Origin of the sequence: Leptospira stimsonii (assembly GCF_003545885.1) — a bacterium.
GTDB lineage: Bacteria > Spirochaetota > Leptospiria > Leptospirales > Leptospiraceae > Leptospira > Leptospira stimsonii.
Genome location: NZ_QHCT01000007.1, coordinates 19,595 through 45,689, shown reverse-complemented (window position 1 = coordinate 45,689; position 26,095 = coordinate 19,595). Strand labels below are relative to the sequence as shown.

The following is a 26,095-nucleotide window of genomic DNA, read 5'->3' as shown; positions in this document are numbered from 1 at the left end:
CGAATCTCCTACGCGGAAGTATAGCACAGCGTTTTAAAACGCAACTAGTATTTTTAGAGGTTGTTTTCCTACTCGGATTCATTCTTCTCTCGAAAACGAATTTGGAGCAGACCGTCTCCGACCGGAAAAAGAGTCTGAGGCAATTCGGAGTTCTTTACTTCCTCCCAGAATTCCCGGACCGCTTTATCGGAAGGGGCCTGTCGAGTTGCATCGAAAATTCTTCCATGCCAAAGCACGTTATCGAACACGGCGACGTCCGGTCGAAGTTTTCGTAAGAGTCGAAAAATTTCCGGATAAAGAACCTTATCACAATCTATAAAAACGAATTTTCCTTTCCATTCTTTCCCGTTATCTTCGTTCGCTTCCTTGAGATATTGAAGACAATGAGTTTTGAGAAGATGGATCTCCAAATCACCGAAAGGATGTCGCTCAAGATAAGAACGAACCTTTGCGATGTAGTAAATTTCCCTTTCTAAGGAAACGATCTTCGCGATCTTTTTCAAACCGCTCGCCATCCAAAAAAGAGAAATCCCGTAACCGGTTCCCAATTCAAGAATTTCCGAAGGTTGTTCTACCTCGACTAGGAATTTGAGAACTGCTCCCGAGGCAGGAGTCAGAACGGGAATCCCTTCCGAAGCGGCGTCTTCTTCCATTTGACGGAGAATCGCAATCGGGCGTGGGACCAACTCGGAATCGATCTTCTCTTCCAGACCGTCCAGAAACACGGAGGTCCCGTATTTTCCCGGAGGACTTCCTTTGCTCATGGAATAAAAAGATGGAATCTGTGTTTTTGATCGTCCGGAATCCTATCCGCCAACACTTCTCTTATGTAAGGAAGAGGATAACGTTTCGAAAAGTGAATGAGTACGATCTTTTCATTCTTAAACGAAGAGAGATTTTCGAGGATTTCATCCAAGTGAATATGACCCCATTCTCTCGCGCGTTCCACGTTTCGTTCCTGATCGATATAAGTACATTCAATAAATAGAATACTGGAATTTGCGACATCCTCGCTTTCGAGGACGTATTCTATCTTTGTATCGCCGGAAAAACTGATCACAGGAATGGAACTGAGTTCCGAAACTTCCAAATTATCTTTTAGAATCTTGTTCAGTTCGTGTTGCGGAAGCGACTGATATTCTTTTTTGAGTTTTTTTCTTTTTTCATAGATCGTATAACCTTGGGAAGGAACACGATGAAACGTTTTATGCGGCGAAAAAAAATGAGTAGGATCCAAATCCACTTTTTCACCGGGAGCAACCGCCCTCAGATCGTAATTGTACGTAAAGTCTTCGATCTGGGAATAAAGATCCAAAATTTTTCTCATAGGCGCTTCCAACGCTGGCGGAACAAAAATCTTAGGCGGTTTGAGTTTCCGAAGCGATCTCTGGGAAATGTAATAAGGGAGCCCGGCGGAATGATCCAAGTGAGAATGAGTCAAGAGCAACGTATCAAGATGAATTCGATTCGGATTCTGCGCGCCGATATCGAACATCAGACTTAAAGACGGAAGGTAAATCGAAGTACGAATTCCACCTTCCGAAATTCCTTCAAACTGATATTGTTTGTGTTGAAACTTACAATACACTCAGGGAATCCTTTCTTCCGGAGCGATGGTCTTGATCGTTTCTTTGATACCTTTCGAAATATCCTTTGGACCGGTCAAAATGGTCTTTACTCCGGAACTTACGAAATATTTTTTCCCAACTCTTTTGAGATCGGAAAGAGTTACGGCTTGGATCTTATCGCGATAATTTTTCAGATAATCGGAACTCATATTGTGTTCGCGAAAACGAAGCGTGTTATGAAGAATCCCCATCTTATCCGCAAACTGAAAGATGAATCGATTGACGATCGATTGTTTTGCGGTTTCGAGTTCCTGTTCCGTGATCTTAGAAATCGTTTCTTCGCTTAATATTTCTCGCATCAGATCGTAAACTTCTTTGGTCGTGGATGTTTTTGTCTGAGTCGTAAAATAAACGACTCCGTAATCTTTTTCAAAATAAGTGGCGCTACTGGAAGAATACGCAAGACCTCGATCGGAACGGATTCTTTGCATAAAGTAAGAGCTAAAACCGCCGCCTCCGATGATATAGTTCGCGAGTTGAATCGCGTAAAAATCAGGATCTCGATGCGGAGGAAGAATTCCCGCCATCAGAACGATACTCTGAGTCGCGTCCTTGTCCACTCCCAGAATCTGATACGGAAGAGAATCCAGATTCTTCTTTAAACTCTGAGTACTGATGATTGGAATCGGTTTTGCACCCTCGCGAACGACAGCCCGATCCGGAAGCAAAGAAGCGATCAAAGGTTCGGCTTCTTTTTTTTCCAAGTCACCGGTGAGTAAGACGACCCTCCAAGACGTTGAAACGATTTTGTCGAAATATTCCTTGAGATCGGAGGATCCGATTTTAGAGAGAGAATCCAATTCGGCGCTTTTCCCGAGAACGGTTCCTTTGTAGACGAGTTCCGCGGTTTTGCGATACGCGATGTCCGGAAGTTTATCGTTTCTCCGTTTGATCGCTTCCTCTAATTTGAGTTTTGCGACCGAAAAACCTTCTTCGTTTAACAACGGACTGGAAATAAATTCTTTCAAAAGAGGAAGGATTTCCTTTTCGAAACGGGAAAGATAGGAAACGGTCAACACGATCTTATCCGAATTCGCATCCGTATCGAGTTTGGCTCCGTATCCTTCGAGGGTTTCCAAAAACTTACTCCCGGGGGCGGAAGCGGTTCCGCTGTGTTTCCAAGCTTCCACGAATAGTTCAGGTATTTCCGGCCGTAACTCCGGATTGGAAAGAATTCCGGAATAGATATGAATCTCCAGATTCCGAAGCGGAAACTCTTCCCCGGGCAAAAATAAAACTTCAGTTCCCTTGCCGGAGGAAAAAGTCTGCACTTCCGGAAACTCGAAACTCAACGGTGGGATTTTTACGTTCTTCACAAAGTCACCGGGAGCCGAAGAAACCGGTGAAATGAATACGATCGAAACGATCAGAATAAAATAGATTTTTTGAATATAAGGTTTCATGAATTTGTTTTCGTTCGAGTCCTATTTTCCCGAAATTTTTGTTTCTTTGACCGGTGGATTGAGATCGGCGATCGTTCTGTTTTCGAGAACGAAATACTTACGCGCGACTCTTTGCACGTCCTCGGGAGTGACCGCGTCCAATTCTTCGTATCCTCTTAAGAGTTCCTTCCAATCTCCGTAGAGAAGTTGAAAAAGGGATAAAACATCGGCGAGTTTTCCGTTGTCGTCCAATCCTCTCAGATAACTTCCGAGGATTTGATTTTTGATACGAAAGAGTTCGTCTTCGGTGATGGGCTCCGTTTTCAAACGATCCAATTCTTCTTGAACCAGATTCTCCACTTTTCTTTGATCCGCGTTTTGGTTGTTCGTGATGTAGATCGAAAAAAGATTGGAAAGCCTGTCGCCAGGATCTCCGTTCCAGCAGGAAACTCCTTGTGCGATCTGTTCCTCTAAAACCAATCTTTTAAAAAGACGACCCGATTCTCCATCGGCGAGAAGCGTGTCGATGATACCGAAGACCGAGTCGTCCGGATGAGGGAATGTCGGTTTATTGAATCCGATAATTTTTGATGGATTGCTCGGGTGCGTTACGGAAACGAACTTGGGTCCCGCAAATCCGGCTTCGGAAACTTTTTTCAAAGGAACCGGTTTTCCTTTTTTTAAATCTCCGAAGTAATTACGAAGAATTGCTTCGGTCTTTTCGAAGTCCAAAGATCCTACGACGGCGATGACCATTCTCTGAGGATCGTAATAATTCTTAAAAAAGTTTTGGGTCTTTTCGAGATCTAAGAATCCGAGATTTTTTTCGTAACCGATGACAGGCATTCGATACGGATGATCGTTCGGAAACGCGGCGTCCATGTATTTTTCACGAAGAATTCCCATGCCTCGATTTTCTACACGCATCCTTCTTTCTTCTAAGACAACTTCTCTTTCCGTATAATATTCTCTTAATATAGGATTTTTGAGTCGATCTGATTCGAGTTTGGCCCAAATTTCCAAACGGTTTGCGGGAAGAAGAATCTGATAATTCGTAACGTCGTTCGAAGTGTACGCGTTGAAGCCTACTCCTCCGTTTCGAGAATAAATATAATTGTCTTCGTTGGAGACGACGAACTTACGATGTAATTCCAAAAGAACGTTGAAACGATTTCGTAAGGTTTCGATTTGATTCTTAAATTCAGCCGAAGGCTCTTCGCCTCTCGATTTCATCTCGAGTTCTTGGATACGAAGAGAATCCAGACGTTTTCCCCAAACGGCGATTTGATCCAAATACGGTTTTTCTTTTTCGTAGTTTGTGGTTCCGATATTTTTCGTACCTTTGAAGAGCATGTGTTCCAAAAGATGCGCCGTGCCCGCGATCTCCGGGGTTTCATCCGCGGAGCCGACTAAAAATTTGGAGTAGACCGCAATCGTGGGAGAATCTTCCCGCTTCATCATCAGAACTCTCAGTCCGTTTTCCATTTGAAAGGTTCTTGTTTTTTCTTCTAAAGTCTTTTTCAGACCGGAAAAAATCGAACCGTCCGCGGACAAGGACGCAAAGGAAAGAAGGAGACAGATTCCAAAAATCAAACGAGGTTTAAGAATCGGTTTAATAAAACGCATGCTTACAGTCTTTCCTCTTTGGGACCTGGTGTCCAGAAGTTCACCAAAAAAATCCTGCTTCCTTTTACTTTCGATTTGGAAATGTTTGTCTCATGCGTCCTTATCATTCGTTTTTAGGAATCGCGATTCTATTCTTTTTTTCCTGCGTTCCCGCCGATCCGGAATACAGACAGAAAGTTTTAGAAAACGTAAGAGACACCGGTTTTATTTCCCGAGAATTTTTTCAGATTCTTGTCAAAGTCCCTCTTCCTTCCAAGGACGTTGGAATTCAAGAATTGAGAAACCAGTGTAGAAAGATCGCGGAAACCAAAAGGGACGAGATGGCGGTTTCGATTCTGATCACTGAAATCAGAGAGAGCGATCGGCTTTTCGGTGTGATCAAACCGGATCTTGCGAACAACAATACGAACCCCGCGCTCCCCACCCAGATTACGAATACTACATCCGTTAGTTCCACTCCCGGCGGAGTCGCCGTCTCCGGTACGTCGACGAACACGACCCAGTCTTCCAATCCGTACGGTCCTTCTACGGGTGTTTCGACCACCTCTGCGATTCCCGATCCGAAAGCCGCGGAACGAGAGAAAGAAAAAGCAAAACAATTAAACCAAGACGTGTTAGTCTATCGAGGAGCCTTCGCCTGGTTTTTGAATTCCATGTTTCTTTTTCGGGAAGACTACAGTGACCCTGCGAATTGTACTTTCATTTATAGAAATATTCAAAAAGATTTGTATGCGAACGTTATACGAAAGGGAATTCAACCGATCTCTAAAAAAGAAACGCCGGAGGCTCCGCCATGAGAATTGTTATTTTCTGTATCCTATCTATCTTCGTCCTCATCGATTGTTCTTCCGGGGCCAAAAAACCCGTTGAAAACGGAAAAGAAGAATCCACTACGACCGTTCAAGAAGAATCCAACTCCAACACCGCCGATGAATATATTAAAGCCGCAGAAGGTTTTGTCAACGGTGACACGTTTCAAGTCGTCATCTCCTCCTTGGAAGGGAGTCAGGAAAACGCGCAAGAACTCGCTCGCAAGAGGGCGATCAATCTGTTGATCGCGGAAAAAGGAGAAACGTTTCGTTCTTCTGATAAGATCGTAATCAAAGAACTGGTTGAGACAAAAGGAAAAATCGTAAAGTCATCCGGAGCAATTCAAGGAAAAACTTACTTTCTATTTCAGGTCAACTCTCCGGGTTTAAGATCCTCTTTGAAACGATAATTTTTATCGAAACGTTACTCGCGTTGTCGGACTTCTAAGTCCGACCTGGGGACTCTTTTCACCGAATCCTATCCAAGTAAGAACGATTTTTTTCTTCGTTTGATCGATTAGAAAAATGGGAATCGGCACCCTTCTCTTTTGTTCGCAACTCACATTTGAACTCATCCTAAGGGGTTGCATAAGAATTTTATGTTTCCCTAATCATCCGATCGTCGATCGAATCAGGAACTCCTTTTCTAAACATTCACAGCGAATTTTTGGTGACCGATTTAACTTCTAAACAATTCTCTACTATTGTCATGAGAGAAAAAAATATCGATCGTCTTGGAAAGGTTTTACTTTGGGTATCGATTACGATTTCGATTCATTGCAAATCGGATTGCAATTGTTACGCAGAATTGCACCACAATTCCCCACGTATCGGGATTGACCGAGACGATTGTGGAGAACCTTCCGCCTCCGAAAGTGTACTCATACAATTGATTTCGAATTCCAAAAATCTGAGAATCCAATCACCAACGAATCGGGGAAATTTCCAAATTCAAATTCAAGAAAATGAATTTACGCTCAATGCCGGAGAAACGTCAAATCGATTCGGAATTCGACCGACTTCGGGAATTTACAAAATCAAAAGCGACTCGGAAGGAATGTTACTGGATCAAGCGGCATTCGATTTTTCAAAATCAATTCGTGACGGAGTGATCGTTCGAAACGAATTCACCTTGGATCCGAATCGGTGTTATCTTCTGGACGGAATTTCCGGGAATGCAATCGAAAAGGATTGTGCCGTATTTTAAAGACGAACCAAAATCCTGAGTAGAATTCGATCCCTATTGACGAGAATTGTCGAAATGAGATCCCTGGATTTGAGATTGTACATATGGACTTACAACCGATCCTAAAAGACGATTTGATCACCCTCAGACCGATCACAGAAAGCGACTTTGAAGAACTCTTTCAAGTAGCATCGGATCCTTCCATTTGGGAGCAACACCCGAGCCGAGACCGGTATCTCAAGGAGAATTTTACTCCCTATTTTCGGGAAGCAGTGGAATGGAAAAGCGGCTTTGTCGTGATCGATTACAACACCGGTCGATTGATCGGAAACACGCGGTATTACGACCTCGATCTTCCCTCACGTTCGATTGCGATCGGATACACGTTTCTGGCCAAGGAATATTGGGGTGGAGCCTTCAATCGGGCGATGAAATCCCTACTCTTAAATCACAGCTTTCAAAATGGAATCCGATCCGTCCTCTTTCATATCGGAGTCGATAACAAACGATCTCAGAAAGCGGTGGAAAAATTGGGAGGGGAAAGAATCCGTTCTCTGGATAGGGACGGAAAACCCTACTACGAATATGAAATCACATACGAAAAATGGAATTTTAGAAAAAGCTAATTTTCGTTCCGTTTCAAAAGGAAACGGACCAAAATTTCCAAGGAGATGAGTTATCTCCTCGGAATCAATCTACGAAAACAATAGGATCGGATTTCGAAAAGAAATCAAAGAGCCGATTCGATCCGGCTTCGCAGTAAACGCTGGATACCGTCGCAACAATTTTCGAAAGAATGCGAAACCTGTTTCTGCAAAAGGATTACTGAATCACTTCTACTTGTTGGATTTTTCCGGGAATACAAATATTCTTATCGAAGTTGCAATAGTAGATCTTTCCATGAATTTCCAGATCTCCTTTTCCAGTTACCGTCAGTTGAATCGGATCGACCGATGCCAGATATTCCTTTTTCTTTTCAGAGGTCTTCCCTTTGACGGTGAGATCCGCCTTTTCGACTTTAACACCTTTTCCGGCGTTGAGAAGAATCTTGTGAGGAGCGTCCTTTTGAATTCCATAATTGGATGGGTGGACAATCTTTAAGAGATAAGAATTTCCAAAACTCTTTTCCAGTTTGAATTTTACCGGACTTTCTTCTTCGGCAAAAACTCCAAAAGAAATACAACTTACGAGAACGCTGACGAGAATTAACTTTTTCATACTAGTTTGACCAATGTTCCTAAGGATAAGTTTAAGAAAAGAATTCTTCGATCCTTTCCGATTAGACATACGACTCAGAAAATTCTCGCATTCATTTCTTAAGGAATCCCTGGATTTCGAGTTGTTTTAGATTTGAAATTGGCTGATCGAATCCGGTTTTCCGAAGATTCTTTCCAAATCCACGGAAAAGTCCCGAAAAAGAAGGGAGGAAATCGAACCGGAAGTCGCCGACGCGCACAATTTAAAACCGGATTCTCCATTGGAAAAAATCTCGATCGATCTTTCCATCGGATCTAAAATCCAGTATTCCTTGACTCCGTGTTTTTCGTAGAGTTTCTTCTTCGTCTTTAGATCGTGATACGCGTTCCCTTCGGAGAGAATCTCCGCCACCCAATCGGGAGCACCTTCCACACGAGTTCTTTGGATGATAGAACTTCGTTCCTTTGATATAAAAATCAGGTCGGGTTGAACGACGTTGTGTTCGTCTAACAAAACATCGATGAGAGAATCAAAACATTCTCCGAGTGAGTTCAACTCGACGTATTCTGAAAGGACGATCAGAAGTTTTCTAGAAATTCTTTGATGCTCGGGAATCGGAGCTGGAACCATAAATATTTCACCATCCAAAAGCTCCGCCAAGGTTCCTTCCGGAAGTTTGGCGAGATCTTTATCCGTTTTGATTTCGGTCATTGGCATAGTGAGAACTCATTCTTAGATTGGGTTTGAAACCGGAACAGTTCAACCTCTTTTTGAAATCAGATTTTGTATCCTTCGCAATCCAATGTCAACCGAATCTCGGAATGAGTTTGGTCGGAATAGAAGTTTCTCTGAAATTCGCTTTTCTTTCGATTCTCGCCTTTCCCGAGTTTTTAGCGAGAAGGCTTCGAATGGAAATATTCTCATTCGTTTTTTGAAGGAAGTCTGAAAAAGAATTCTCCAAAACAAAACGTGGGATACGATTCCCCTCTTTCCGAGATTTGGATCGAACTCGGACTTCAAAAGAATGGATTGAAAAGGTGGAAAGTCTAACCGAACAAACGACGAGGGTTTTGATTTTATAAGAATCGAGGAAAAGATCACACGAGGAATGTTCGAGAACAAACCTCGGTGAAACGATTTTATTTGTAGTTCGTAAATTGAACGTCGAAGGGAAGATCGGAAGTTTTTAAAAGATGAATCACTTCTTGAAGATCGTCTTTTTTCTTTCCGACGACACGAACCGATTCTCCCATGATGGTCACGTTGACCTTGAGTTTGGAATCCTTGATCAACCTCGTGACTTCCTTTGTCTGTTCCTTTTCCATTCCTTTTCGGATTTTGACTTTCATACGAACGGTTCCGCCGGTCGCAGGTTCTATCTTGGATTTGAAATCGAAATTCTTCAGACCGATTCCGCGTTTCGCCATCTTGGAAACCAAAACGTCGATGACACTTTCGAGTTTTCCTTCGTTATCGGAAGTAAGAATCAGTTGTTCTTCTTCGAGTTGGATATCGGATTTGGAACCCTTAAAATCAAAACGTGTTTTGATTTCTCCGAGAGCCTGTGTGACCGCGTTGATCAGTTCGGGTCTGCTGATTTCGGAAACTACGTCGAAGGATGGATCGCTCATATTCTTTCTCCACTTAAGATTTGTTTTGCTTCTTTGACCGCGGCGGAAATCGCAGAATCCAGATTCTGAATATCCTTTCCACCACCCTGAGCCATGTCCGGCTTACCACCGCCTTTACCGCCTAACGCCGCGCAAGCGGCCTTTACGAGATTCCCACAATGAATTCCCTTGGAAGTCAACTCGGGAGAACAGGTGATCACAACGCTCGCGCTTTCCGAAGTTTTACTTCCAAGGATCACGAGGAGATTTTTTTCCCTGACCTTGAGATTATCGGAAAGTCCTTTGAGAGAACTTGGATCCTTGTCTTCGAAGATTGCGGAAAGAATTTTCCCGGCGCCCGTATCGGTTGCGGAAGCAAAGACGGATTCGATGACGGAAGCATTGTTTTCAAAGTCTCTGGACTCGAAGGATTTCTTAGCTTTTAGAAAAAGAGAAGTATTCTCTTCTATCTTCTGTGCGATCGTTTCGGAAAGGTCTCGGAAAAAAGTGACTGCGGTGGCGCCTTCTCTTTCAAATTTTTCGCGGATCTCCGTCGGACCCGGAATTTCACTGGTGATCCAAAGATTCTTTCCTTCTTCGCCTAACTCCGATTTGATTTTTAGATTTAGGTTTTGAACGGCTTCGGTGAGTTCGGCGAAACGATTTTGGAACGTCTCGATGACCGCTGGTCCGCAGACCCCTTCGATACGACGGTTTCCGGCCCCCGGAGAAGATTCTTTTTTGATAAAGAAGAATCCGATTTCTCCGGTATGTGTAACGTGAGTTCCTCCGCAGAATTCTACGGAAGCGTCTCCCATCTGAACGACTCTTACCTTGTCTCCGTATTTTTCTCCGAAGGTCGCGACGGCGCCGGTCTTTTTAGCGTCGTCGATCGCGAGTTCTTTGGTTTCAACTCCGAAGTCTTTACGAATCGATTCGTTGACCCAGGATTCTATCTTGCGAATTTCTTCGTGAGTCAGAGCGGAAGGATGAGAAAAATCAAAACGAAGATATTCCGGAGAAACGATCGAACCTTTTTGAAGGACGTGATCGCCGAGTAAGTTTCGGAGCGCACCGTTTAAGAGGTGAGTCCCCGAGTGATGAAAGCGAAGCCTTTCTCTTCGAAGCGGCTCCACTTCCGCATTCAGATCCTGGCCTGTGGAGAATTCTCCGCTCAAGACTTCTCCGAAGTGGATAATGACGTCGTTTTCTTTTTGTGTGTCGAGAACCTTGAAGACGTTCTTTCCGTTTCGTAAGAATCCGGTGTCGCCGACTTGCCCCCCACCTTCCGGATAAAAAGGCGTTTTGTTTAAAACGATCGCGCCCGCCTGACCTTCTTTGAGAACGGAAGTCGGTTTATGATCAAAGAATAAATGTGCAATATTCCCTTTTTCGAATAGAGAAGAATAACCTAAAAACTCGGTCTTTTCGACGTTGAGTCCGGTCATCAAAGAAACCTTGTGGACCTTCCAGGATTCTCTGGAGAATTGCCTGTCCTTTTCCAATTCTTCTTGAAAGCCTTTTTTGTCGAAGGAGAGGTCGTGTTCCGCAACGATTTCTTCGGTCATCTCCGCAGGAAAACCGTACGTTCCATAAAGTAAGAATGCGTCCGCACCGGAAAAGACCGCGTGACCGGAAGATTTCGTTTTTTGAACGAGAGTTTCTATCTTCTCGAGACCAAGTTCCAGAGTTTTGTGAAAGAGTTCCTCTTCAGCGAGAATCGTTTTTTTCAGCGAGGCCGCGTTCTTCGCAAGTTCGGGATAACGGCCTTGATAGATTTCGATGACCTTGTCCACGAGTTTGTAGAGAAAGGGTTCGTTGAAATTCAACTTTCTTCCGAAGAGCGTAGCTCGACGGATCAAACGGCGAATCACGTATCCTCTTCCGGTTCGATCCGGATAGATTCCATCCCCGATTGAAAAGAGAACCGAGCGAATATGATCGGTCACGACTCGAAAGGGAGTTTTGTTTTCGGAAGAATATTTGAGACCGGATAATTCTTCGTAAAAGGAAATGATCTTCCGAAGTTCGTCCGTATCGTAGACAGAATCCACGTTTTGTAATAACAACGCGACACGTTCGAGTCCGGAGCCGGTATCGATCCCGGTTTGTTTGAGAGGGTGAAGATTCCCTTCGGTGTCCTGGTTGAATTGATTGAAGACTATATTCCAAAATTCTAAAAAACGATCGCAGTCGCATCCTGGTTTGCAGGTTCCGCTGGTCGCACAATCCGGTCCGCCCTTCTCCACTCCACGGTCGAGATAGAGTTCGGAACAAGGTCCGCAAGCGCCGCTGTCTCCGGCAGGTCCCCAGAAATTGTCCTTTTTTCCGAGACGCGTTATGCGTTCTTTAGGAATTCCTTTTCCCAACCAGATTTTTTCGGCCTCGTCGTCGTCGGTGTAAACGGTAACCCAGATTTTTTCCTTATCGAAACCCAAATGATTGACCGAACAATCCAGCGCGTATTCAATCGCTTCTTCTTTGAAATAATCTCCGAAGCTGAAATTTCCGAGCATCTCGAAGAAGGTACAATGTCTTTCGGTTCTTCCTACAACTTCGAGGTCGGTCGTTCTGAGACATTTTTGACAAGAGGTCGCTCTGGTGTAGGGAAGTTCTACGGCTCCGGTGAAGAAAGGTTTGAACTGAACCATCCCTGCGGTCGTGAAGAGAAGCGTGGGATCACCTGCGGGAAGAAGGGAAGAAGACGGAACTACGCTGTGAGACTTGTCTTTGAAGTAGTTTAAAAAGATTTCGCGGATTTCCGCTACGGATTGGCGTTTCATGATACCTCTAAAATCAAAAAATGCCTGAAGCTCTCGGACGAAAGAGATTCAGGCATTTCAAAAAACGAAATGAAATGAAAAAAGAAACTTAACGTTTGGAGAACTGTGTTCCTCTTCTCGCTTTGTGAAGACCGTATTTCTTTCTTTCCACCATTCTTGGATCCCGAGTCAGGAATCCTTCTTTTTTAACGGCTGGACGGAACTCCGGTTTGATTCTGCAGATCGCTCTTGCGAGTGCGTGACGAATTGCGCCGACTTGGCCTGTGATTCCACCGCCGGAAACGTTTAGGTTAAGATCATACTTATCGGTAACGTTCAGAAGAGTCAGAGGGCGAATCGCTTCGTCGATGATAGATTTGCGGTTTTGAAGATATTCTTTGATATCTTTGTGGTTTACGGTGATTTTACCGGAACCTTCTTTGATTTTCACACGTGCAACGGAGGTTTTTCTTCTTCCTACTGCCCAGATTTCTTTTACTGCGGGTGCCATTCTTAAATCGGTCTCCTTAGAATTCGAGTTTCACAGGCTTTTGAGCCTGGAGATTGTGTTCCGCACCCGGAAAAATTTTGCAGTGGGTGAGCATTTTATCTCCGAGTTTGCTCTTAGGAAGCATACCCTTTACAGCCTCATAGATAATTTTTTCGGGCTGTTTTGCAATGAGATCTTTGAAAGTAGTTTCAGTCATCCCACCTGGATAACGAGAGTGATGATAATACTTTTTCTGAGTTTCTTTGTTACCAGTTACTTTCACTTTAGAAGCATTGATAACAATGATGTTGTCTCCACAATCTTGGTTCGGAGTAAAAGTTGCTTTGTGTTTTCCGCGAAGTCTGGCGGCAATCCCGGAAACAAGTCTTCCGAGCGTTTTTCCTTCCGCATCCACTACGAACCAGCCTTTGACGGCGTTTTCTTTCGTAAGAGAAGGAGTTTTATGTGCTTTTGATAATACTGACATGAAAATCGTCCTATAGGTGCCAGATTTTCGCTTTGACCCCCAAAGTCAAGAAAAAAGAGCCAAAGTACCGGAAAGGAGCCGTTTTAGAAAAGAAAGGTCTTCCGTCCCTCGCGGATTTGTGTGAGTTCCTACTTTTTCCCTCTCACCTTGAGAACAAGGAGCTTTCTTTTTAGACGCGGGGCGATTCGCTCGCAGATCCGTTTTTACAAAAAGGCTCGCGACTGCGCTTTTCGCTCCAATTCCTTCGGAATTTCCGCTTCAATCGCGATCGCGGAAACTTTTCGAAAGAGAAATATTCTTCTCAGAAAACCTCGGAAGAAAGTGTGAGTTCCTACTTTTCGAAAAGGAGAAATTTCTGAGCTCAAAAACCGGGGAGTTCCCACGACGATTGGGGGTTTCAACGATTGAGTGAGATCCTTCCTACGTTTCTAAAAGTAGGAACTCCTTCTTTCGGAGGACTCCGTTCGAGAATTTTTTGAAATCGGAAGACCAACTTTGAAACAGTCGGAACTGTGTTCCCAGGGAGGGAAGATTTTCGGAGCGAGGGACAGTCAAGTGTCCAGACTGTTTTTGATCGGGCGCAGTGGCCGCTCAATTACGTTCGCTGAACTCAGTGCCACTGCTTCCTAAGGGGCGCAGTGGCAGGGATGAGAGCGTGCGAAGCAGTCGGCTCGCGAAGAGAGCCGACCGAAGGCGATAGCCGAAGCGCGGCACAGCCCGGTCCCGCGGGTTCATTCAAAAACTCTAAATTTACCGTAGAACAAAACGCGGGAGCCACCCAAACTTTTTTTTACTTACATTCGCTCTTGAGTTTTGTTGAGATCGTTAGATCCACGTCCGGCCAGAGTTTCGAAATTCCGTCCTTTCCTTTGTGAAGGTCGTTGCAGACTTGGTTCAGGGCCTCCACCGAAGTAAGAGCCTTGAAATCTCCGAGTTCGATTTTGCTCGTTGCTTCGATCTGCGATTCTTCCGAGATGGAGAAGTTCACGTCGATTTTCTTCGTAATCCCGTTGAACTGAAGTTGTATCACTCCCTTCCCCGCTTTCTTCTCGGAATTCAACTCGACAGATAATACCTTTCCTTCGATTTTTCCGTTTTTCTTCAGAGGATAAAAGAAAGCAGACTTGATCTTTGCGTCCCTCTCGTTATTCGAAGAATTGATTGTGTTCGGATCGATCGTAAATTTGAGTCCCTTCAAAGCTTTTTCCGGAGACTTCCCGGACGAAGTTCCGTCCACTTCAATCTTTTCGAAAGAACCGCCGACCCCGGTCTTCTCCGTAAACTTAAACGCCTTCCAACCGAACTTCGTCGAAGAATGATCGTAAGAGTAGGAACAGTTTTTGTTTTTGGTCGCTTCTTCGGAAAATCCGGCGACAAATGGAAGGAGGATCAAAGAATAGAATAGAATGATTCGTTTCATAGTCTCTCAGACTGATTCGAAATCAAAGAAAGTCAAGGTTTTTGAAGGAAAAGTCGAATTTGAAAGAATCGGAAATCATCCGCGCGCTCTACCCGCCCGGATCTTTACAAACTGACGACTGTTATCTGGACGGAGAAGGTCGGATCTACACTACGGACACGATCTGTGAAGGAACTCATTTTCGAACCGAATGGAGCGGCCCTCGAGAAATCGCTCGAAAACTCGTAGAAGTCAACGTTTCGGACATCGCCGCCGGAGGTGGAGTTCCCACAAAAGCATTCTTAAACCTCGGGCTCAGCGCAGAATTCTCAAAAGAAGAATGGATTCTTCCCTTCTCGCAATCACTCGGCACAACTCTTTCTTCCTATGGAATCACACTTTGCGGAGGAGACACGTATCGTTCCCCTTCTCTCAATCTCACTCTTACCTTGGTAGGAACTTCTACAATTCCTTGGAAACGTTCCGGAGGAAAGAAGGGTGATTTTCTCTATCTCACAGGTTCCGTCGGACTCTCTCAACTCGGTTATAAAATTCTTAGCGAACAAGCGCACGTGCCCGAACCTCTTCGAAGTTTGGCGTTGGAAAAACATCTGACTCCGAGAGCTCGTCTGGAAATCGCGAAGGAACTCTCAAAACAGTTTTCTCTTTCTTCTTGTATGGATCTCACCGATGGCCTCCTCCAAGACCTCCCAAAACTTTCCGCTTCTTCCGAGATCGGTCTGGAAATTTTCTTGGAAAGGATTCCGCTTCCGTCGGGTTCGTCTGCGTTCTTGAGAATGGAGGAAGCGCTCGGCTCGGGAGAAGAATTGGAACTTCTTTTCCTTTCTTCACAAGAACTCCCGAACACGTTATGCGGAATTTCTATTTCGAAGATCGGAAAAGCAACCTCCGACTGGAAAGGAGTTCGTTACTTCGAGAAGGGTTCTGAAATTCAATTCGAAGATTCCGGTTTCAAACATTTTTAGAAACGTTTCCTCTTCTCAAACACAGGTTTCCGATTTTTCTTTTTGTATTTTTTTTCAAAATTTCACTCGGATTAAGGTTCCTTTTGTTTTCAAGGAGCGGAATCATCTTTCTCCATTGAAAACGAATCCGTTTTTTCAATTTACCTCTGCGGAATTTCAAAAATTCTTCCGGCTTGAATTTCAAGAATCGACTAAACTTTTTCTTTGTTCAGAATTTTCTATGTAAACTCTTGTTTCTTTTTCCTTTTCAAAACGATTCTTCTTCTGAAATCGTTTTGATTCCGAGAGTGTTTTCAAACAAGTTTCATTCCGACTCTTTTCTTTTCATTTTAAAAGGAGTCATCGGTAAAAAAAAGCCGAAATTTTGAACCGATTTGGAACCTTAGAATTTTATCATATCTTTCATTGTTGAACCCGTCTTTAGAAAACAAATCAAAACATACTGATGATTGAATATACTTTAAGTAAGCCCCATTCTATGAGTGCTTTTCGCTTTTGTTCCGTTAAAACGGTTTTACAACTAAATCTAGGCAATACAGAATTCTTCTTAAATCTTTGTTCTACGCAGTAAATTTCATTTGCGTTGTCACAACTCTTGCCGTGCTATCATCAAAACCTTCCACGTTCGTCGCGCGCGATTCCTTTGGATCCGGTTGCCGATGTGCTCTCGAAAGCGAGCCAAGTGTTTGTATCCTTCGACCAAGTTTCAGTTCCGGTCCCTGCGTTGTCGATCCCGGTCCGTACGCTTTGCGCGAATCCAGCGCTTTCTTTTGCGCGAGGAAAAAGAAACTTTGGATTCAAGTTCGTAATTCCAACCCAAATCCGATTGTCGCCTGATCGAAATTAGGCGGCCTTCGGTTTGAACGGCCAATCCCATGTCATTCAGCTGTAAGGAGTAGACTGTAAATGAATTTATTTGATGCCCGCGAGGTTTCCTTCTCCAGGGAAGACGGACCTATCGAATGAGGAATTCCCTTTAGAAAAATGGAATATTCTTCCAAAGGGAATCCGTAGAAAATCTTATCTTAGAGATACAAACCGAAACCAAAGATTCCAAGTTGATTCTGAATCGGATCGGACGAAACTTTTCCGATACGAACTTCCGCTTGCGATTGTTCGGCTTCTAAGAAGATATAACCTCCACCGAAATTCACCCTTAATCCTAATTTGGCGAATCCTCTGTAAGAGTAGCAATTCCCGGAACAACTTCCCGCCCCAAGTCCCAGCGCAAAATACGGATCGAATGTCTTGCGAGGACGAGCGTGAAAGGTAGGTCCGAAATCGAAATACGTTATGCTATCTTGGATCTTCGCGTCGGCTCCTCCGGCGGACAAAAGAGGCAAGAGGAATAAAAGGGAACTAGACGAGGATGAAGAGGAACCGGAAGTCGGCGTAAGAAGCGCCTGTATGGTCAACAAGGGAATGAGTTGATCCGCACCGCTTTGTTTCAGCTTTAGATCGAATACCGTATTCGACATTCCGAACAAAAAGCCGACATGTCCCGGCAAATATTCCGCAAGAAATCTTCCGTGATACGTGGATCCTGAATAACTTTCCTTCGAAGAACTGGAAGATAACAACAAAGGAAGAAGCAGATTGTTAGAAGATCCCGAGGAAGGAGAAGCCAAAAGTAAGGGAAAAAGTGCCCCACTCGAGTCTTGCGAAGGAATGGAGTATTTCGCCGTCCCCGCTCCGAATCCATACTGGATCGACCAGTTGCTGTTTTCATAACTACCGCTCGGTCGATCCGATTTATCTTCCGCTACGATTTCCAAAGCAATTAGGCCGATGACCATGATTAAAAGTATTTTTAGAGTTTTCATTTCTCTTACTGACCGCCTTTTTCAAGCTAGTAAGAATTAGGAAATACATAAGACAAGAATAATATAATTTACATGCAAAGATTTGAATTTGTTTTCTATTCAAAATTATTCAAAAAAGAATCGGATTTGATTCGTAATTTACCATTCGAATGTCCGTATCCTGATTTGGAAAGGATATAAGAACTCACTCTTTCGCTTAACAATTCATTTGCGAATCCAGGACACGAGACTCCAAATGAGCGGCGCTCCGTGTAGATATAAGCCGGGAAGCCAAACCGGTACCAAAAGATAATCGGGTTGTGTATAGACAAAGAGTCCCGCCCTGGATATCAAACCTTCCATCAGCGTTCCCGAAACGGCAAGAACTACGGAGAAAAGAGCCAGCTGAAGTTTTTCCTCATTGAAATAGATTCTTATAACCCAAAAAAGGAAATAACTCGTCGCTAATGAATACGGCCAGACGGCGAAAAGTCCGCTTGCGAAGTATGCCGCGACAAACCATAGAACCGAAATGGAAAATTCTTTTCCTTTGAATGCGCCGATCTCTTTTCGAAACAAGAGCGCGCCTATATACATAAAAAAAGTCGCAAGTATGAACTGAGGAGCGACCCACCAGGCCTGTCCCCAAGGACCGTTATGAACGTATTTTAGTACGCCGTATTGTACGTGGATTTGATCGCATAGAGCGAGTCCGATTCCGCCTAATACGAGCACGACGAAAAGTTTGCCGGGGTGTTCTAAAATTTTCAGCTTCAAAGATGACATGGGATTCTTCCTCGATTCCAACGTTTTGATTTAGGTTTTCTTTTTTGCGACCGATTCTTTCTGGATTGATACTCCAGGCAACCAATTCCGGAGAGTGACGTTCTCCCCTTTTCTTGATTTACGGAAATTTGTTTTTGAGCGCAGGAAAAGATTCTCATTCGACGCACGGATCTTCGGCTGAACTCGAGACGATCTCTTCTCATGGTCTTTCCCTAAGAAGAGATCCGATTTGTAAATTCGGGCACGGAAGCGTAAAAAGGAAAGGAGCGTCACGGATCGATCCAAACTCGAAATACGAACCAAGAAAAGGAGGCGCGTATCAAACAAAAATTCGAGAGGAGAGAATGATTCCCGCTTTAGGATCCGATGTTATTTTTCCGCCAACTTCCTTTCCAAAAGCCAAGCGCTCCCGATGAGAATCGTCGGAATCGCGAGATAGCTGATTGCAATTTCCGTAAAGTAAGTCACCGCATCCATTTTGAATCCTAGAAGAAAGGCGAATAGGTCCGGAACAATACTCAGTGCCAACCATACGACACTCGCATAGTACGAATGTTTAAAAAAATCCGTCCGAATTTTTTTCAGATATAGGTTCCAAAAGACGACGACCGTCAAGACCAATAGAAAACCCATAACGGATTTGAATACGATCCTGTGTGTTCCTATCAGTTGAAACAAAGGGATCGCAAGAAAAAATGGAATCAGCCATACAAGGATTCCATAACCGAATAACCTAAGATTTACGAATGATGGATTCATATTTTTACAAATTCCAATAGGGTTCAAAAAGAATCATTCAAGAACTTATTTCCCAATCCAAAAAGTTTTGATTGTAGCGAATTTCCAATCCTACATTTGTCGGTCGTTTCTTAGGTTAATTGCGATGGACCCGCTTCGATACAAGCTTCTCGAAATACAAGAGAGCCCTTCGGGTCGAGTAAGAATTTCGAATCTCAAAAAACAGCGCTCATTCTTGAAACGGATTTTCGAAAAGAATTCTCAGAGAGTCCCTTCGATTCGCTTCAACGGAAGTGGTTCAACGTTCTTAAACTCTAAAAGCGAATCGGAAAGGTTCATCAAATCCCGAGAGAATATTTTTCCGGTTTCATGTCGATCGGATGGTCTTCCAATTCGAGTAAATCCATTCTCCTTCAGTGAAACGGAAACTTCCCTTTGGGTTCGATTTCGAAAACCTTTTCAACTCCCTTCCTCAAGGACAATAAAGGATATGGACAGTGGTGTTCGCCGGATCCGAACCCGAGCGGTCCGAGATCGATTTTTTTTGGAGAGAGTCTCGATTCGAACCGGGAAGATCGTATCCTGGGAGCCCTTCGAAGGGACGCTGATGGACCCGGTGAATGTTTCGCACAATCGGTTCCGAAAGAATCATAGTCTTTTCGAAAGCTTCGGGATTATCAAGATCAAGACGAATGGGAACGCGCCGATCAAAGAAACTTTTTTTAATCACCCATTGACGTATAAGAACGCGACGGAGCGATCAATCTCCAATGCAAGGAACAAAGGAAGGGTCCGTTCGTTCCGATTCTACTATATTTTAATTGCAGAGAAGAATCCGATCGGTTCTATTGTTCCATTCAAAGAGAGGATATGGTGATGAAGATACTTAAGTGGGGACTTGGAATATTGGGAGCGTTCGCCCTTTTCCTGGTAATTACCTTTTACGCAGAGGTTCCAAAATACGAATACAAACCGACACAGTTGCACTCCGATTTCGACGCGTATTATAAGGAAAAACTTCAGATCAGCCTCTCCAAAAAAGGGAGACCGGGAAACGAAGAGAAGCTGGTTCGATATTCTTCTGGGAAAACGGAAGCGGCGATTCTTTACATTCACGGCTTTGGAGCGTCCCGAGCCGAAGGGGAAGAAGTAACGGACAAACTCGCAAAAGACTTAAAAACGAATCTCTATTATCTTCGTCTTCCGGGACATGGAACCAACATAGAGGATCATAGGGACACACGCTTTGATCAGATTCTTCAGGATGCGGAGACCGCTTTTTTAGAAACGGAAAAACTCGGAAAAAAAACGATCCTGATCGGAACGAGCATGGGCGGTTTGATCGCGACCTATCTCGCGGCTAAATATCCGGAGAAAGTGCAGGTTTTGATTTTGGCTTCTCCCTTTTATGATTTTACAAATCCTCTGGGAGGCCTCTATGAATTCTCTTGGGGCAAGGAATTCGGTCATCTGGTTCTTGGAAAGATTCGCAAATCGACGGAAGAACAAAAGAGGGATCCTTCGAGCGCGTTTTGGTATCGTGACCAATATCTCGCGGCCGTTCAGAACGTTTCCGACTTGAGGGAATTCGTTTTGAATTCCGACCCTTTTTCGAAAATTACCTCTCCCGTATTGATGTTCTATTATTTTAAGAACGACCAAGAACAGGACAAATCCGCTTCCGTTAAATCGATGTTAAACGCGTTTGATAAGATTCAGAAAAACGGGAAAGCGAGTCCGTTGAATAAGGCGGTTCGTTTGGAAATCGGAGACCACGTCCTCTTCTCCAAATTTATGGTAAGTGATAAGGAAAGAATTATCAAAGAATCGGAGGGCTTTATCCGAACCGTTATACCGGAAATAAAATAATCGAAATGGAAGGGTAGATTCCGATTTACGAATCGATGTTTGTAAACCTCCGGGAAATTATCCCGAGGCTTACAAACGTTTGAGGGTTATTTCTTACGCTTTTTCGCGATTGCCTTTTTCTTAGGCGCTTTTTTCTTAACGACCTTTTTCTTCGTCTTCGGTTTCACCTTTGTTTTCGGTTTCGGTTTCGCCTTTTTCACCGCCGCCTTTTTGGCTTTAGCCGCTTTTTTCTTAGGCGCGCTCTTTTTCTTTGCAGGAGCTTTCTTCTTCGCTGACTTCTTCACGGCCGCTTTTTTTGGTGCGGGTCCAAGATTGGCAAGAGCAAAAAGAATCGCGCTCTCCGAAAGAGAATCCCAGTCTTCTTGAAATTCGATCGGAATCTGAAGCCAATCCTTCATCGCCCTTCCCCGACCGGAAGGATCGAAAAGTTTCGCGCCTGGATAACGCTCGATGATCTCGGAGATTTTCTCCGCGCCGAGTTTTAAAACAAGTTCCCCTTGAAAGAAAGCTCCGAAGGGCTTTCCGTCTAAGTTCAGGGATTCTAGACCGAACCACTTTCCTAAGGAAGCTTGTTTGTGTTTGTTGATAAAGTTTTCTGAGAATACTTCAAAGTTAGAATGAGACATGCGACAAAGAGAATTCTTTCTTAAGAGTTTTCAAGAAATAAATTTTTCTAATCAATCCAACCAAAGGTTTACGATGCTCGCACCGAAAATTCGAGGAGATGTCTTGAACGCCGAACCTTTCCCAAAGATGGTTTCTCCGTCCGAGCCCAGATCCCAGAGATCACCCCTTAAGAATACGTTCATCCCGAATGAAGCTCCGGACTTTGCAATTCTGCCCGCCAAAGCGTATTTCAACCAGGCTTCTCCCTCTTTTATCTTTCCGAGATCGCCTTTTTGAACGTCCGAAGGGTTCTCGGAACCGTTATACCCCTTCCAAACCGTATCCATTGCACCGTCGGGAGCCACGAACGAAGGAACGAGTATCATTGTTACATTCTGTTTTCTGAATGTATCGTAGACTTCCGGATACCAGGAATCGGCGCAGACTAAGATTCCGATCTTTCCGGCAGGAGTGGAAATCGTTCTCAGATCCTGTACGGTGGAAGCTCGGACAAAGGATTTCTCGTCGTCCACAGGGAATATTTTAAGAGAAGAATTTTCCGCTACGCTCCCGTCGGGGAGAAAAACGAAGGATCCATTTTGTAAAGCGCCGTCCCCGATTCTTAAAACTCCCTTTTCGACGAAAGGTTCGGGAAGAAGAATGGAACCCGCGACGATCGTGATCGAGTATTTCTTGGAAAGTTGGGAAAAGGTGTTTTGATAAGCGAAAAGCATCTCTTTCGATTTCATTCGAAAAACTGCGTCGGAAACACCGTCCTCTCCTTTCGCCCGGAACCAGTTCCAAACGAAGGAGAAAACGTTACTGAAGACGAGATTCTCCATTGCAGTTTGCATTTTGTCCGCACGGAAGACGGATTCTTTCTCGCCGGAAACAACGAGCCAAGTTCCTAAATATTCCGGAAGAAGGACGATTGTTTTCGAATTGAGAAATCCTTTTTCTTTCGCGATCAGCAGATAGGATTCGATCTTTTCCCGGAAGCGATCGGCGCTTGCGTAATCTTCCGAAAACATCCAAGGCTGAATTCCTAAAAGATTTCCCTTTCCGGAATCGATTCCGTCGACTAACGTTCGTTCCATGCGAGTTTGAATCGACGGAAAAGAAGGAGATCGTCCGGCATTGGACCAGACCGTATACAAAGCGAAGAGAAGAATCGAGGATATAAGAAGAATTCGTTTTGCGAGGATCATCGTTGACTACTTCGATCGAATTTTCCGTTTCACTCAACTCAATTTTTTCGCGAAATAAGTCTTCCGCACTTTACTCGATTCGCTCTCGTTTTCGAAATTCCGTGCTTTACATCGACAGTAAAGGAGAACGAGGGAACGTCTTGTAGGATCGCGTTTGCGGTATTTTGTTAGAGGAAAATGAAGAGCACCGAGGGACGAAAGCCCCCGGCGCCGGAGAAATTATTTTAACTTAAATTGAGACTTGTAACTATAGGTAGTATCAACCTTTTCATTCCCGATCGATCCCGTGACACGAACCGTCTCTTCTCTGGTAATAACGGCCTTATCCATATCATCGGCATTTTCGATCGTCGTCTTGGATCCGTTTGTAGTGAAGGTAATTTCGAATTTAGGATAGAGATATCCGTTTACCGTGTAAGAATCGGAAGTCAGAGTCGTAACGCTGTCCTCGGAATATTTCATTAAACTTTGGGTTGCGCTAGGATCGAGCGTTATCGTCGTATTTCCGTTTTGCTTAATTTCGCCTTCGATGAGCATTTCCGAAGAACCTCCGTTCGAGGAGTCGATTTGAGGAGCCATAAGAGCACAAGCCACATACGTGAATTTGATGTCATTGTATTGGACGGAGAATTGATTTCCGTTGTTGGCTTGAGTCACATCGCCAGACAGGGTGACGCTCCCGCTCTTTGGACAAGGTTGTGACTGAGTGATCACTGAAAAGGGAGACACACTGCCGTTGGAATAATTACCGGCTCCTCCGTTATTACCGTTACGCGACGCCATCAAAGAAGCGTAGAGACCGGAGATTCCCGGTTTTTTTTGATTTTCCAAAGCCAACAGTAGAAGTGCGTTATTTTTGGAATCATCGTTATTCTTATCACCGCAATTCGACAATAGGGCAAGAACCATCAGAGATAGAATTATAATCTTTCGATTCATACTTTAATCCTCCTTAAGGACGAATAAATATAGAATCTCGATTTTTATTCTGAGACAAAAAACGGAAAAAAAAATCTCTAGTTTCTTTCCATTTTTCAAATGAATTATAAAACGAATTCTTCAAATTCTATTTTGTGGTGTCATCAAACTTTAATTCGAAAACGATTTTTGATTTTAAAAATTTGATAAACGAAGTGAAGAACAATTCCAAAAAAGAAAAAGAGTAGGAATCGTTGCCGTGGAAATAGTTCTCATCAGCGATCAAAGAATCAAAAGAAAGAAGGAAGATCAGAATTCCACCGAGGACAAAACGCCTCGGTGGAAAAATTGAGGAATTAACGAAATTTGTATCTAACTTTGTAACTGTAATCCGAATTCACGGTTTCGGTTCCAATCGTTCCCGACGCATGAACGGTTTCTTCGATTACGACATATGCGTTATCAAGATCGATTGCATTTTCAAAAGTGTATTTCGTATTGTTATACGTAAAAGTAACATCAAATGTTGGGAAGAGATATCCATTTACTTTATAGTTACTTGAACGTAGCCTTGAAGTTCCGCTGGTCGTAAAAGTGACATCATTGCCGGTGCGAACGAATGCACTCTGCGTCATATCGATATCTTCTACAATTTCTCCGTCTAAAGTAACTTGTGAAGAAGACTGATCCGTTGCATTATCAATCTTTGGAGCGTAGACCGAACAATTCGCGTATGTGAATTTCGTAGCTGTGAATTGTAAGCGAGTATCTGTACCGACTACTGAAGCATTCAGATCCCCATCAATCGAAAAATTTCCTCCCTTCGGACAAGGCTGACTCTGGCTAATTTGCGCGAGCGGAGAAATACCCGCATTGGAATAGGCTCCTGCACCTCCACCTCCTCCTCCACCAGCCCTCATAGCATTGATGGATGCAAACAATCCGGAAATTCCTGGATCCTTTGGAGTGATCGCGGCAAGAAGAAGTAAGTTTTGATCATTCGAAGAATGATTTCCTTTGCCGTCGCACTGTGTTAAGAAAAGCGCAAGCAGGAGCGCCACCGAAATTTTTTTTATAAGCATAATCAAATCCTCCTAATGGACTAACCTGCTTACGAAACGAAGAATAATCTTGTGCCAGAGAAAGATTAAAATCGAATCGTGATTCCCGCTGAAATGTCCCTATTCTGCACCGAAACGTTGACATTGGGAACAAACGACCAATCTTCAAACCGATAACCCAAAAAAGCATCCAACAATAAGACAAGGACAAAGGCGGAAACATACGCTTCTCTCTCTTGAACATAACGTCCCTTCTGCATCACCTGTCCATCCTCCAGCCTTACTTTCTTCGAATCGGAATATACGTTATTGAGAAGGGCAATATTCGTAAGGTTCAAATCTCGCAGAGCGATTGCAACCAACACCGGTTGCGAAAAACTCGGATGGCCAGGATCGGAAACTGGTCCGGGAGCTTTCGTATAATGGTATATTTGTTTTGCGAGATAGAGTTCCGCGAAGATAAACAGGAATCCCAAACCTTTGACTGAATAAGAATCGGAACGAACCATCCGAGACCAACCCGGAATCAATCCTTCGGAAAAAACGGCGACACCGGATTTTTGTTTCGGAGTCGTTTCCATAACGAGAATCTCCTTTGTTTCTACGCCTACGGGGATCTCTTTTGCGGAAGAAATACTTTGTGATTTACTGCGAACTTTTTTTGGAACGTCGTCGGAAATAAATATTTTCACAACTTCGGAAAGGGCAATCTTTTCCATTCTCCCATTCAAATGAAAGATCTCAAAACCATCCGAAACCGGCTTTATCTTTACGTTTTCGATCTTTCTTCCACTTTTTAAAAGAACAGATTTTGCATCCAATTCGACACAAAACGAAATCACAAAAACAAAGGAGCAAACGACAACTTTATAAAAATTCAAAAACATTCCGAACTTTTACGATCGCTGGCACTTTTTCTTCAGTCAATCCGTTATTTAAAAGTGGAATAAACGACGTTTCTAAAGTTCAAGTTTTCGACTTTGAAGGTTTCCAATTCTATAAATTGCGAGAAGATCTTTCGATTTTGGATGTGCAAAGTCAGTTCTTGCAAAGGGCGAAGAGATTTTGACATCACTCTGTTTCCAATTTTAGACTAAACTTTGTATGGTAGATCGTCCATATTGTATTCCCGTTTCGATTCCGCTTTGTCTCCGTACAAATCAATACAATGTCTTTAGACAAGGTTGCGGCCGAGTAATCACACAAGGTGTGTAACGCTCCATAATTTTTATTTTGCGACATCCAAAAAACATATAAACCGGACCATCTGGATTCTTTTATTCTCCTGAGCCGACTACAAAAGAACGCTTTTTTGGGTATCGTTTTTGTATTTACTACAGTGATTGGCGAAGAGTGAAAAGAAAAATAAGGATAGAATAATATTCTTTCCATTGATTATTGAATTTATTCTATAGAAAAAATAAAATATAAAACCTCCATTCTTATTCTGAAACAAAAAGAAGAGTAAAGAGGAGCATGAGCCTTTCTATTTCATTTTAAGTTTAAAAAGAATTCTTTGAATTTAATTTTGTCATCTGTGTTGAA

Annotated in this window: 25 protein-coding genes and 1 pseudogene; 6 read left to right on the top strand and 20 right to left on the bottom strand. The window is 43.5% G+C overall.

Annotated features, from left to right (window positions below):
* Positions 1-68: 68 nt before the first annotated feature.
* The 4 genes and pseudogenes from DLM75_RS19590 to DLM75_RS25055 all read right to left on the bottom strand — a co-directional run bounded on the left by DLM75_RS19590 (position 69) and on the right by DLM75_RS25055 (position 4,636).
* A complete protein-coding gene (locus DLM75_RS19590) occupies positions 69-764 on the bottom strand; it encodes an O-methyltransferase (protein WP_118970195.1) in 696 nt (231 codons plus the stop codon).
* Positions 761-1,588 carry an MBL fold metallo-hydrolase gene (locus tag DLM75_RS19585; RefSeq protein WP_118970194.1) on the bottom strand — a complete coding sequence of 276 codons (828 nt, stop codon included), beginning with the start codon at positions 1,586-1,588 and terminating at the stop codon, positions 761-763. Before DLM75_RS19585 ends, DLM75_RS19590 begins: the two co-directional genes overlap by 4 nt.
* Positions 1,589-2,965, bottom strand: a pseudogene (locus tag DLM75_RS25060) (M16 family metallopeptidase); the annotation flags it as partial.
* A gap of 87 nt (positions 2,966-3,052) precedes the next feature.
* Positions 3,053-4,636 (bottom strand): M16 family metallopeptidase, encoded by a 1,584-nt coding sequence (locus tag DLM75_RS25055; protein WP_118970192.1) that lies wholly within the window; start codon positions 4,634-4,636, stop codon positions 3,053-3,055.
* Between the two features lie 92 nt (positions 4,637-4,728).
* On the opposite strand from DLM75_RS25055, the gene DLM75_RS19570 reads away from it, so the two are divergent.
* The 4 genes from DLM75_RS19570 (at position 4,729) to DLM75_RS19555 (ending at position 7,257) form a co-directional block, all read left to right on the top strand.
* A complete protein-coding gene (locus tag DLM75_RS19570) occupies positions 4,729-5,433 on the top strand; it encodes a hypothetical protein (protein ID WP_118970191.1) in 705 nt (234 codons plus the stop codon).
* Positions 5,430-5,855 carry a lipoprotein gene (locus DLM75_RS19565; RefSeq protein WP_118970190.1) on the top strand — a complete coding sequence of 142 codons (426 nt, stop codon included), beginning with the start codon at positions 5,430-5,432 and terminating at the stop codon, positions 5,853-5,855. The genes DLM75_RS19570 and DLM75_RS19565 overlap by 4 nt, the downstream gene beginning before the upstream one ends.
* A 299-nt stretch (positions 5,856-6,154) precedes the next feature.
* Positions 6,155-6,652 (top strand): hypothetical protein, encoded by a 498-nt coding sequence (locus DLM75_RS19560; protein ID WP_147456672.1) that lies wholly within the window; start codon positions 6,155-6,157, stop codon positions 6,650-6,652.
* Between the two features lie 83 nt (positions 6,653-6,735).
* Positions 6,736-7,257, top strand: a complete 522-nt coding sequence (locus DLM75_RS19555; protein ID WP_118970188.1) for a GNAT family N-acetyltransferase — start codon at positions 6,736-6,738, stop codon at positions 7,255-7,257.
* 196 nt (positions 7,258-7,453) lie between these two features.
* Here DLM75_RS19555 and mpl17 read toward each other — a convergent pair whose 3' ends face one another.
* From mpl17 to DLM75_RS19515, 7 genes are all read right to left on the bottom strand, one after another.
* Positions 7,454-7,849, bottom strand: a complete 396-nt coding sequence (gene mpl17, locus DLM75_RS19550; RefSeq protein WP_118970324.1) for a cell surface protein MPL17 — start codon at positions 7,847-7,849, stop codon at positions 7,454-7,456.
* 126 nt (positions 7,850-7,975) lie between these two features.
* Positions 7,976-8,545: a Uma2 family endonuclease gene (locus DLM75_RS19545; protein WP_118970187.1), complete on the bottom strand. Its 570-nt coding sequence runs from the start codon at positions 8,543-8,545 to the stop codon at positions 7,976-7,978.
* A gap of 422 nt (positions 8,546-8,967) precedes the next feature.
* The gene (locus tag DLM75_RS19540; RefSeq protein WP_118970186.1) at positions 8,968-9,459 is read right to left on the bottom strand and encodes a YajQ family cyclic di-GMP-binding protein; all 492 of its coding nucleotides are present in this window, start codon (positions 9,457-9,459) and stop codon (positions 8,968-8,970) included.
* The gene (gene alaS / locus DLM75_RS19535; RefSeq protein ID WP_118970185.1) at positions 9,456-12,221 is read right to left on the bottom strand and encodes an alanine--tRNA ligase; all 2,766 of its coding nucleotides are present in this window, start codon (positions 12,219-12,221) and stop codon (positions 9,456-9,458) included. The genes DLM75_RS19540 and alaS overlap by 4 nt, the downstream gene beginning before the upstream one ends.
* Before the next feature lie 88 nt (positions 12,222-12,309).
* A complete protein-coding gene (rpsI, locus tag DLM75_RS19530) occupies positions 12,310-12,711 on the bottom strand; it encodes a 30S ribosomal protein S9 (RefSeq protein WP_118970184.1) in 402 nt (133 codons plus the stop codon).
* Between the two features lie 16 nt (positions 12,712-12,727).
* Positions 12,728-13,177 (bottom strand): 50S ribosomal protein L13, encoded by a 450-nt coding sequence (gene rplM / locus DLM75_RS19525; protein WP_118970183.1) that lies wholly within the window; start codon positions 13,175-13,177, stop codon positions 12,728-12,730.
* Positions 13,178-13,967: 790 nt separating this feature from the next.
* Positions 13,968-14,597, bottom strand: a complete 630-nt coding sequence (locus DLM75_RS19515) for a YceI family protein (protein WP_118970181.1) — start codon at positions 14,595-14,597, stop codon at positions 13,968-13,970.
* 41 nt (positions 14,598-14,638) lie between these two features.
* On the opposite strand from DLM75_RS19515, the gene thiL reads away from it, so the two are divergent.
* Positions 14,639-15,562, top strand: coding sequence for a thiamine-phosphate kinase (gene thiL / locus DLM75_RS19510; RefSeq protein ID WP_167731789.1), 924 nt, complete (start codon positions 14,639-14,641; stop codon positions 15,560-15,562).
* 609 nt (positions 15,563-16,171) lie between these two features.
* Here the strand turns inward: thiL and DLM75_RS19495 are convergent.
* The 4 genes from DLM75_RS19495 to DLM75_RS19475 form a co-directional block, all read right to left on the bottom strand.
* On the bottom strand, positions 16,172-16,363 hold the full coding sequence (locus tag DLM75_RS19495) for a hypothetical protein (protein ID WP_118970178.1): 192 nt from the start codon (positions 16,361-16,363) through the stop codon (positions 16,172-16,174).
* Between the two features lie 224 nt (positions 16,364-16,587).
* Positions 16,588-17,385: a hypothetical protein gene (locus DLM75_RS19490; protein WP_147456671.1), complete on the bottom strand. Its 798-nt coding sequence runs from the start codon at positions 17,383-17,385 to the stop codon at positions 16,588-16,590.
* A gap of 204 nt (positions 17,386-17,589) precedes the next feature.
* Positions 17,590-18,150: a DUF2878 family protein gene (locus DLM75_RS19485; protein ID WP_118970176.1), complete on the bottom strand. Its 561-nt coding sequence runs from the start codon at positions 18,148-18,150 to the stop codon at positions 17,590-17,592.
* A 369-nt stretch (positions 18,151-18,519) separates the two neighbouring features.
* On the bottom strand, positions 18,520-18,909 hold the full coding sequence (locus tag DLM75_RS19475) for a hypothetical protein (protein ID WP_118970174.1): 390 nt from the start codon (positions 18,907-18,909) through the stop codon (positions 18,520-18,522).
* A gap of 855 nt (positions 18,910-19,764) precedes the next feature.
* Between DLM75_RS19475 and DLM75_RS19465 the strand changes: the two genes are divergently transcribed.
* On the top strand, positions 19,765-20,757 hold the full coding sequence (locus tag DLM75_RS19465; protein ID WP_118970322.1) for an alpha/beta hydrolase: 993 nt from the start codon (positions 19,765-19,767) through the stop codon (positions 20,755-20,757).
* An 86-nt stretch (positions 20,758-20,843) separates the two neighbouring features.
* Here the strand turns inward: DLM75_RS19465 and DLM75_RS24145 are convergent, their stop codons facing one another.
* The 5 genes from DLM75_RS24145 to DLM75_RS19445 all read right to left on the bottom strand — a co-directional run bounded on the left by DLM75_RS24145 (position 20,844) and on the right by DLM75_RS19445 (position 25,431).
* Positions 20,844-21,383 (bottom strand): DUF773 domain-containing protein, encoded by a 540-nt coding sequence (locus DLM75_RS24145; RefSeq protein WP_147456670.1) that lies wholly within the window; start codon positions 21,381-21,383, stop codon positions 20,844-20,846.
* 51 nt (positions 21,384-21,434) lie between these two features.
* Entirely contained in the window at positions 21,435-22,571 is a 1,137-nt protein-coding gene (locus DLM75_RS19460) for a nitrilase-related carbon-nitrogen hydrolase (protein ID WP_118970172.1), read from the bottom strand.
* A gap of 219 nt (positions 22,572-22,790) precedes the next feature.
* The gene (gene srp, locus DLM75_RS19455) at positions 22,791-23,510 is read right to left on the bottom strand and encodes a sigma factor SigX-regulated lipoprotein (protein ID WP_241547990.1); all 720 of its coding nucleotides are present in this window, start codon (positions 23,508-23,510) and stop codon (positions 22,791-22,793) included.
* A 335-nt stretch (positions 23,511-23,845) separates the two neighbouring features.
* Entirely contained in the window at positions 23,846-24,571 is a 726-nt protein-coding gene (gene srp, locus DLM75_RS19450; RefSeq protein WP_118970171.1) for a sigma factor SigX-regulated lipoprotein, read from the bottom strand.
* A gap of 65 nt (positions 24,572-24,636) precedes the next feature.
* Positions 24,637-25,431 (bottom strand): LA_0442/LA_0875 N-terminal domain-containing protein, encoded by a 795-nt coding sequence (locus DLM75_RS19445; protein WP_147456669.1) that lies wholly within the window; start codon positions 25,429-25,431, stop codon positions 24,637-24,639.
* Positions 25,432-26,095 lie beyond the last annotated feature (664 nt).

What these genes read in the sequence shown, in the direction of transcription:
- DLM75_RS19545 (WP_118970187.1), bottom strand. Translation starts at nt 8,545, where the DNA reads ATGCCAATGACCGAAATCAAAACGGATAAAGATCTCGCCAAACTTCCG.
- DLM75_RS24145 (WP_147456670.1), bottom strand. Translation starts at nt 21,383, where the DNA reads ATGTCTCATTCTAACTTTGAAGTATTCTCAGAAAACTTTATCAACAAA.
- srp (WP_241547990.1), bottom strand. Translation starts at nt 23,510, where the DNA reads ATGAATCGAAAGATTATAATTCTATCTCTGATGGTTCTTGCCCTATTG.
- DLM75_RS19565 (WP_118970190.1), top strand. Translation starts at nt 5,430, where the DNA reads ATGAGAATTGTTATTTTCTGTATCCTATCTATCTTCGTCCTCATCGAT.
- DLM75_RS19490 (WP_147456671.1), bottom strand. Translation starts at nt 17,385, where the DNA reads ATGAAAACTCTAAAAATACTTTTAATCATGGTCATCGGCCTAATTGCT.
- alaS (WP_118970185.1), bottom strand. Translation starts at nt 12,221, where the DNA reads ATGAAACGCCAATCCGTAGCGGAAATCCGCGAAATCTTTTTAAACTAC.
- rplM (WP_118970183.1), bottom strand. Translation starts at nt 13,177, where the DNA reads ATGTCAGTATTATCAAAAGCACATAAAACTCCTTCTCTTACGAAAGAA.
- DLM75_RS19515 (WP_118970181.1), bottom strand. Translation starts at nt 14,597, where the DNA reads ATGAAACGAATCATTCTATTCTATTCTTTGATCCTCCTTCCATTTGTC.
- DLM75_RS19485 (WP_118970176.1), bottom strand. Translation starts at nt 18,150, where the DNA reads ATGTCATCTTTGAAGCTGAAAATTTTAGAACACCCCGGCAAACTTTTC.
- DLM75_RS19560 (WP_147456672.1), top strand. Translation starts at nt 6,155, where the DNA reads ATGAGAGAAAAAAATATCGATCGTCTTGGAAAGGTTTTACTTTGGGTA.
- DLM75_RS19570 (WP_118970191.1), top strand. Translation starts at nt 4,729, where the DNA reads ATGCGTCCTTATCATTCGTTTTTAGGAATCGCGATTCTATTCTTTTTT.
- DLM75_RS19460 (WP_118970172.1), bottom strand. Translation starts at nt 22,571, where the DNA reads ATGATCCTCGCAAAACGAATTCTTCTTATATCCTCGATTCTTCTCTTC.
- rpsI (WP_118970184.1), bottom strand. Translation starts at nt 12,711, where the DNA reads ATGGCACCCGCAGTAAAAGAAATCTGGGCAGTAGGAAGAAGAAAAACC.
- DLM75_RS19465 (WP_118970322.1), top strand. Translation starts at nt 19,765, where the DNA reads ATGAAGATACTTAAGTGGGGACTTGGAATATTGGGAGCGTTCGCCCTT.
- DLM75_RS19555 (WP_118970188.1), top strand. Translation starts at nt 6,736, where the DNA reads ATGGACTTACAACCGATCCTAAAAGACGATTTGATCACCCTCAGACCG.
- DLM75_RS25055 (WP_118970192.1), bottom strand. Translation starts at nt 4,636, where the DNA reads ATGCGTTTTATTAAACCGATTCTTAAACCTCGTTTGATTTTTGGAATC.
- DLM75_RS19475 (WP_118970174.1), bottom strand. Translation starts at nt 18,909, where the DNA reads ATGAATCCATCATTCGTAAATCTTAGGTTATTCGGTTATGGAATCCTT.
- srp (WP_118970171.1), bottom strand. Translation starts at nt 24,571, where the DNA reads ATGCTTATAAAAAAAATTTCGGTGGCGCTCCTGCTTGCGCTTTTCTTA.
- DLM75_RS19540 (WP_118970186.1), bottom strand. Translation starts at nt 9,459, where the DNA reads ATGAGCGATCCATCCTTCGACGTAGTTTCCGAAATCAGCAGACCCGAA.
- mpl17 (WP_118970324.1), bottom strand. Translation starts at nt 7,849, where the DNA reads ATGAAAAAGTTAATTCTCGTCAGCGTTCTCGTAAGTTGTATTTCTTTT.
- DLM75_RS19590 (WP_118970195.1), bottom strand. Translation starts at nt 764, where the DNA reads ATGAGCAAAGGAAGTCCTCCGGGAAAATACGGGACCTCCGTGTTTCTG.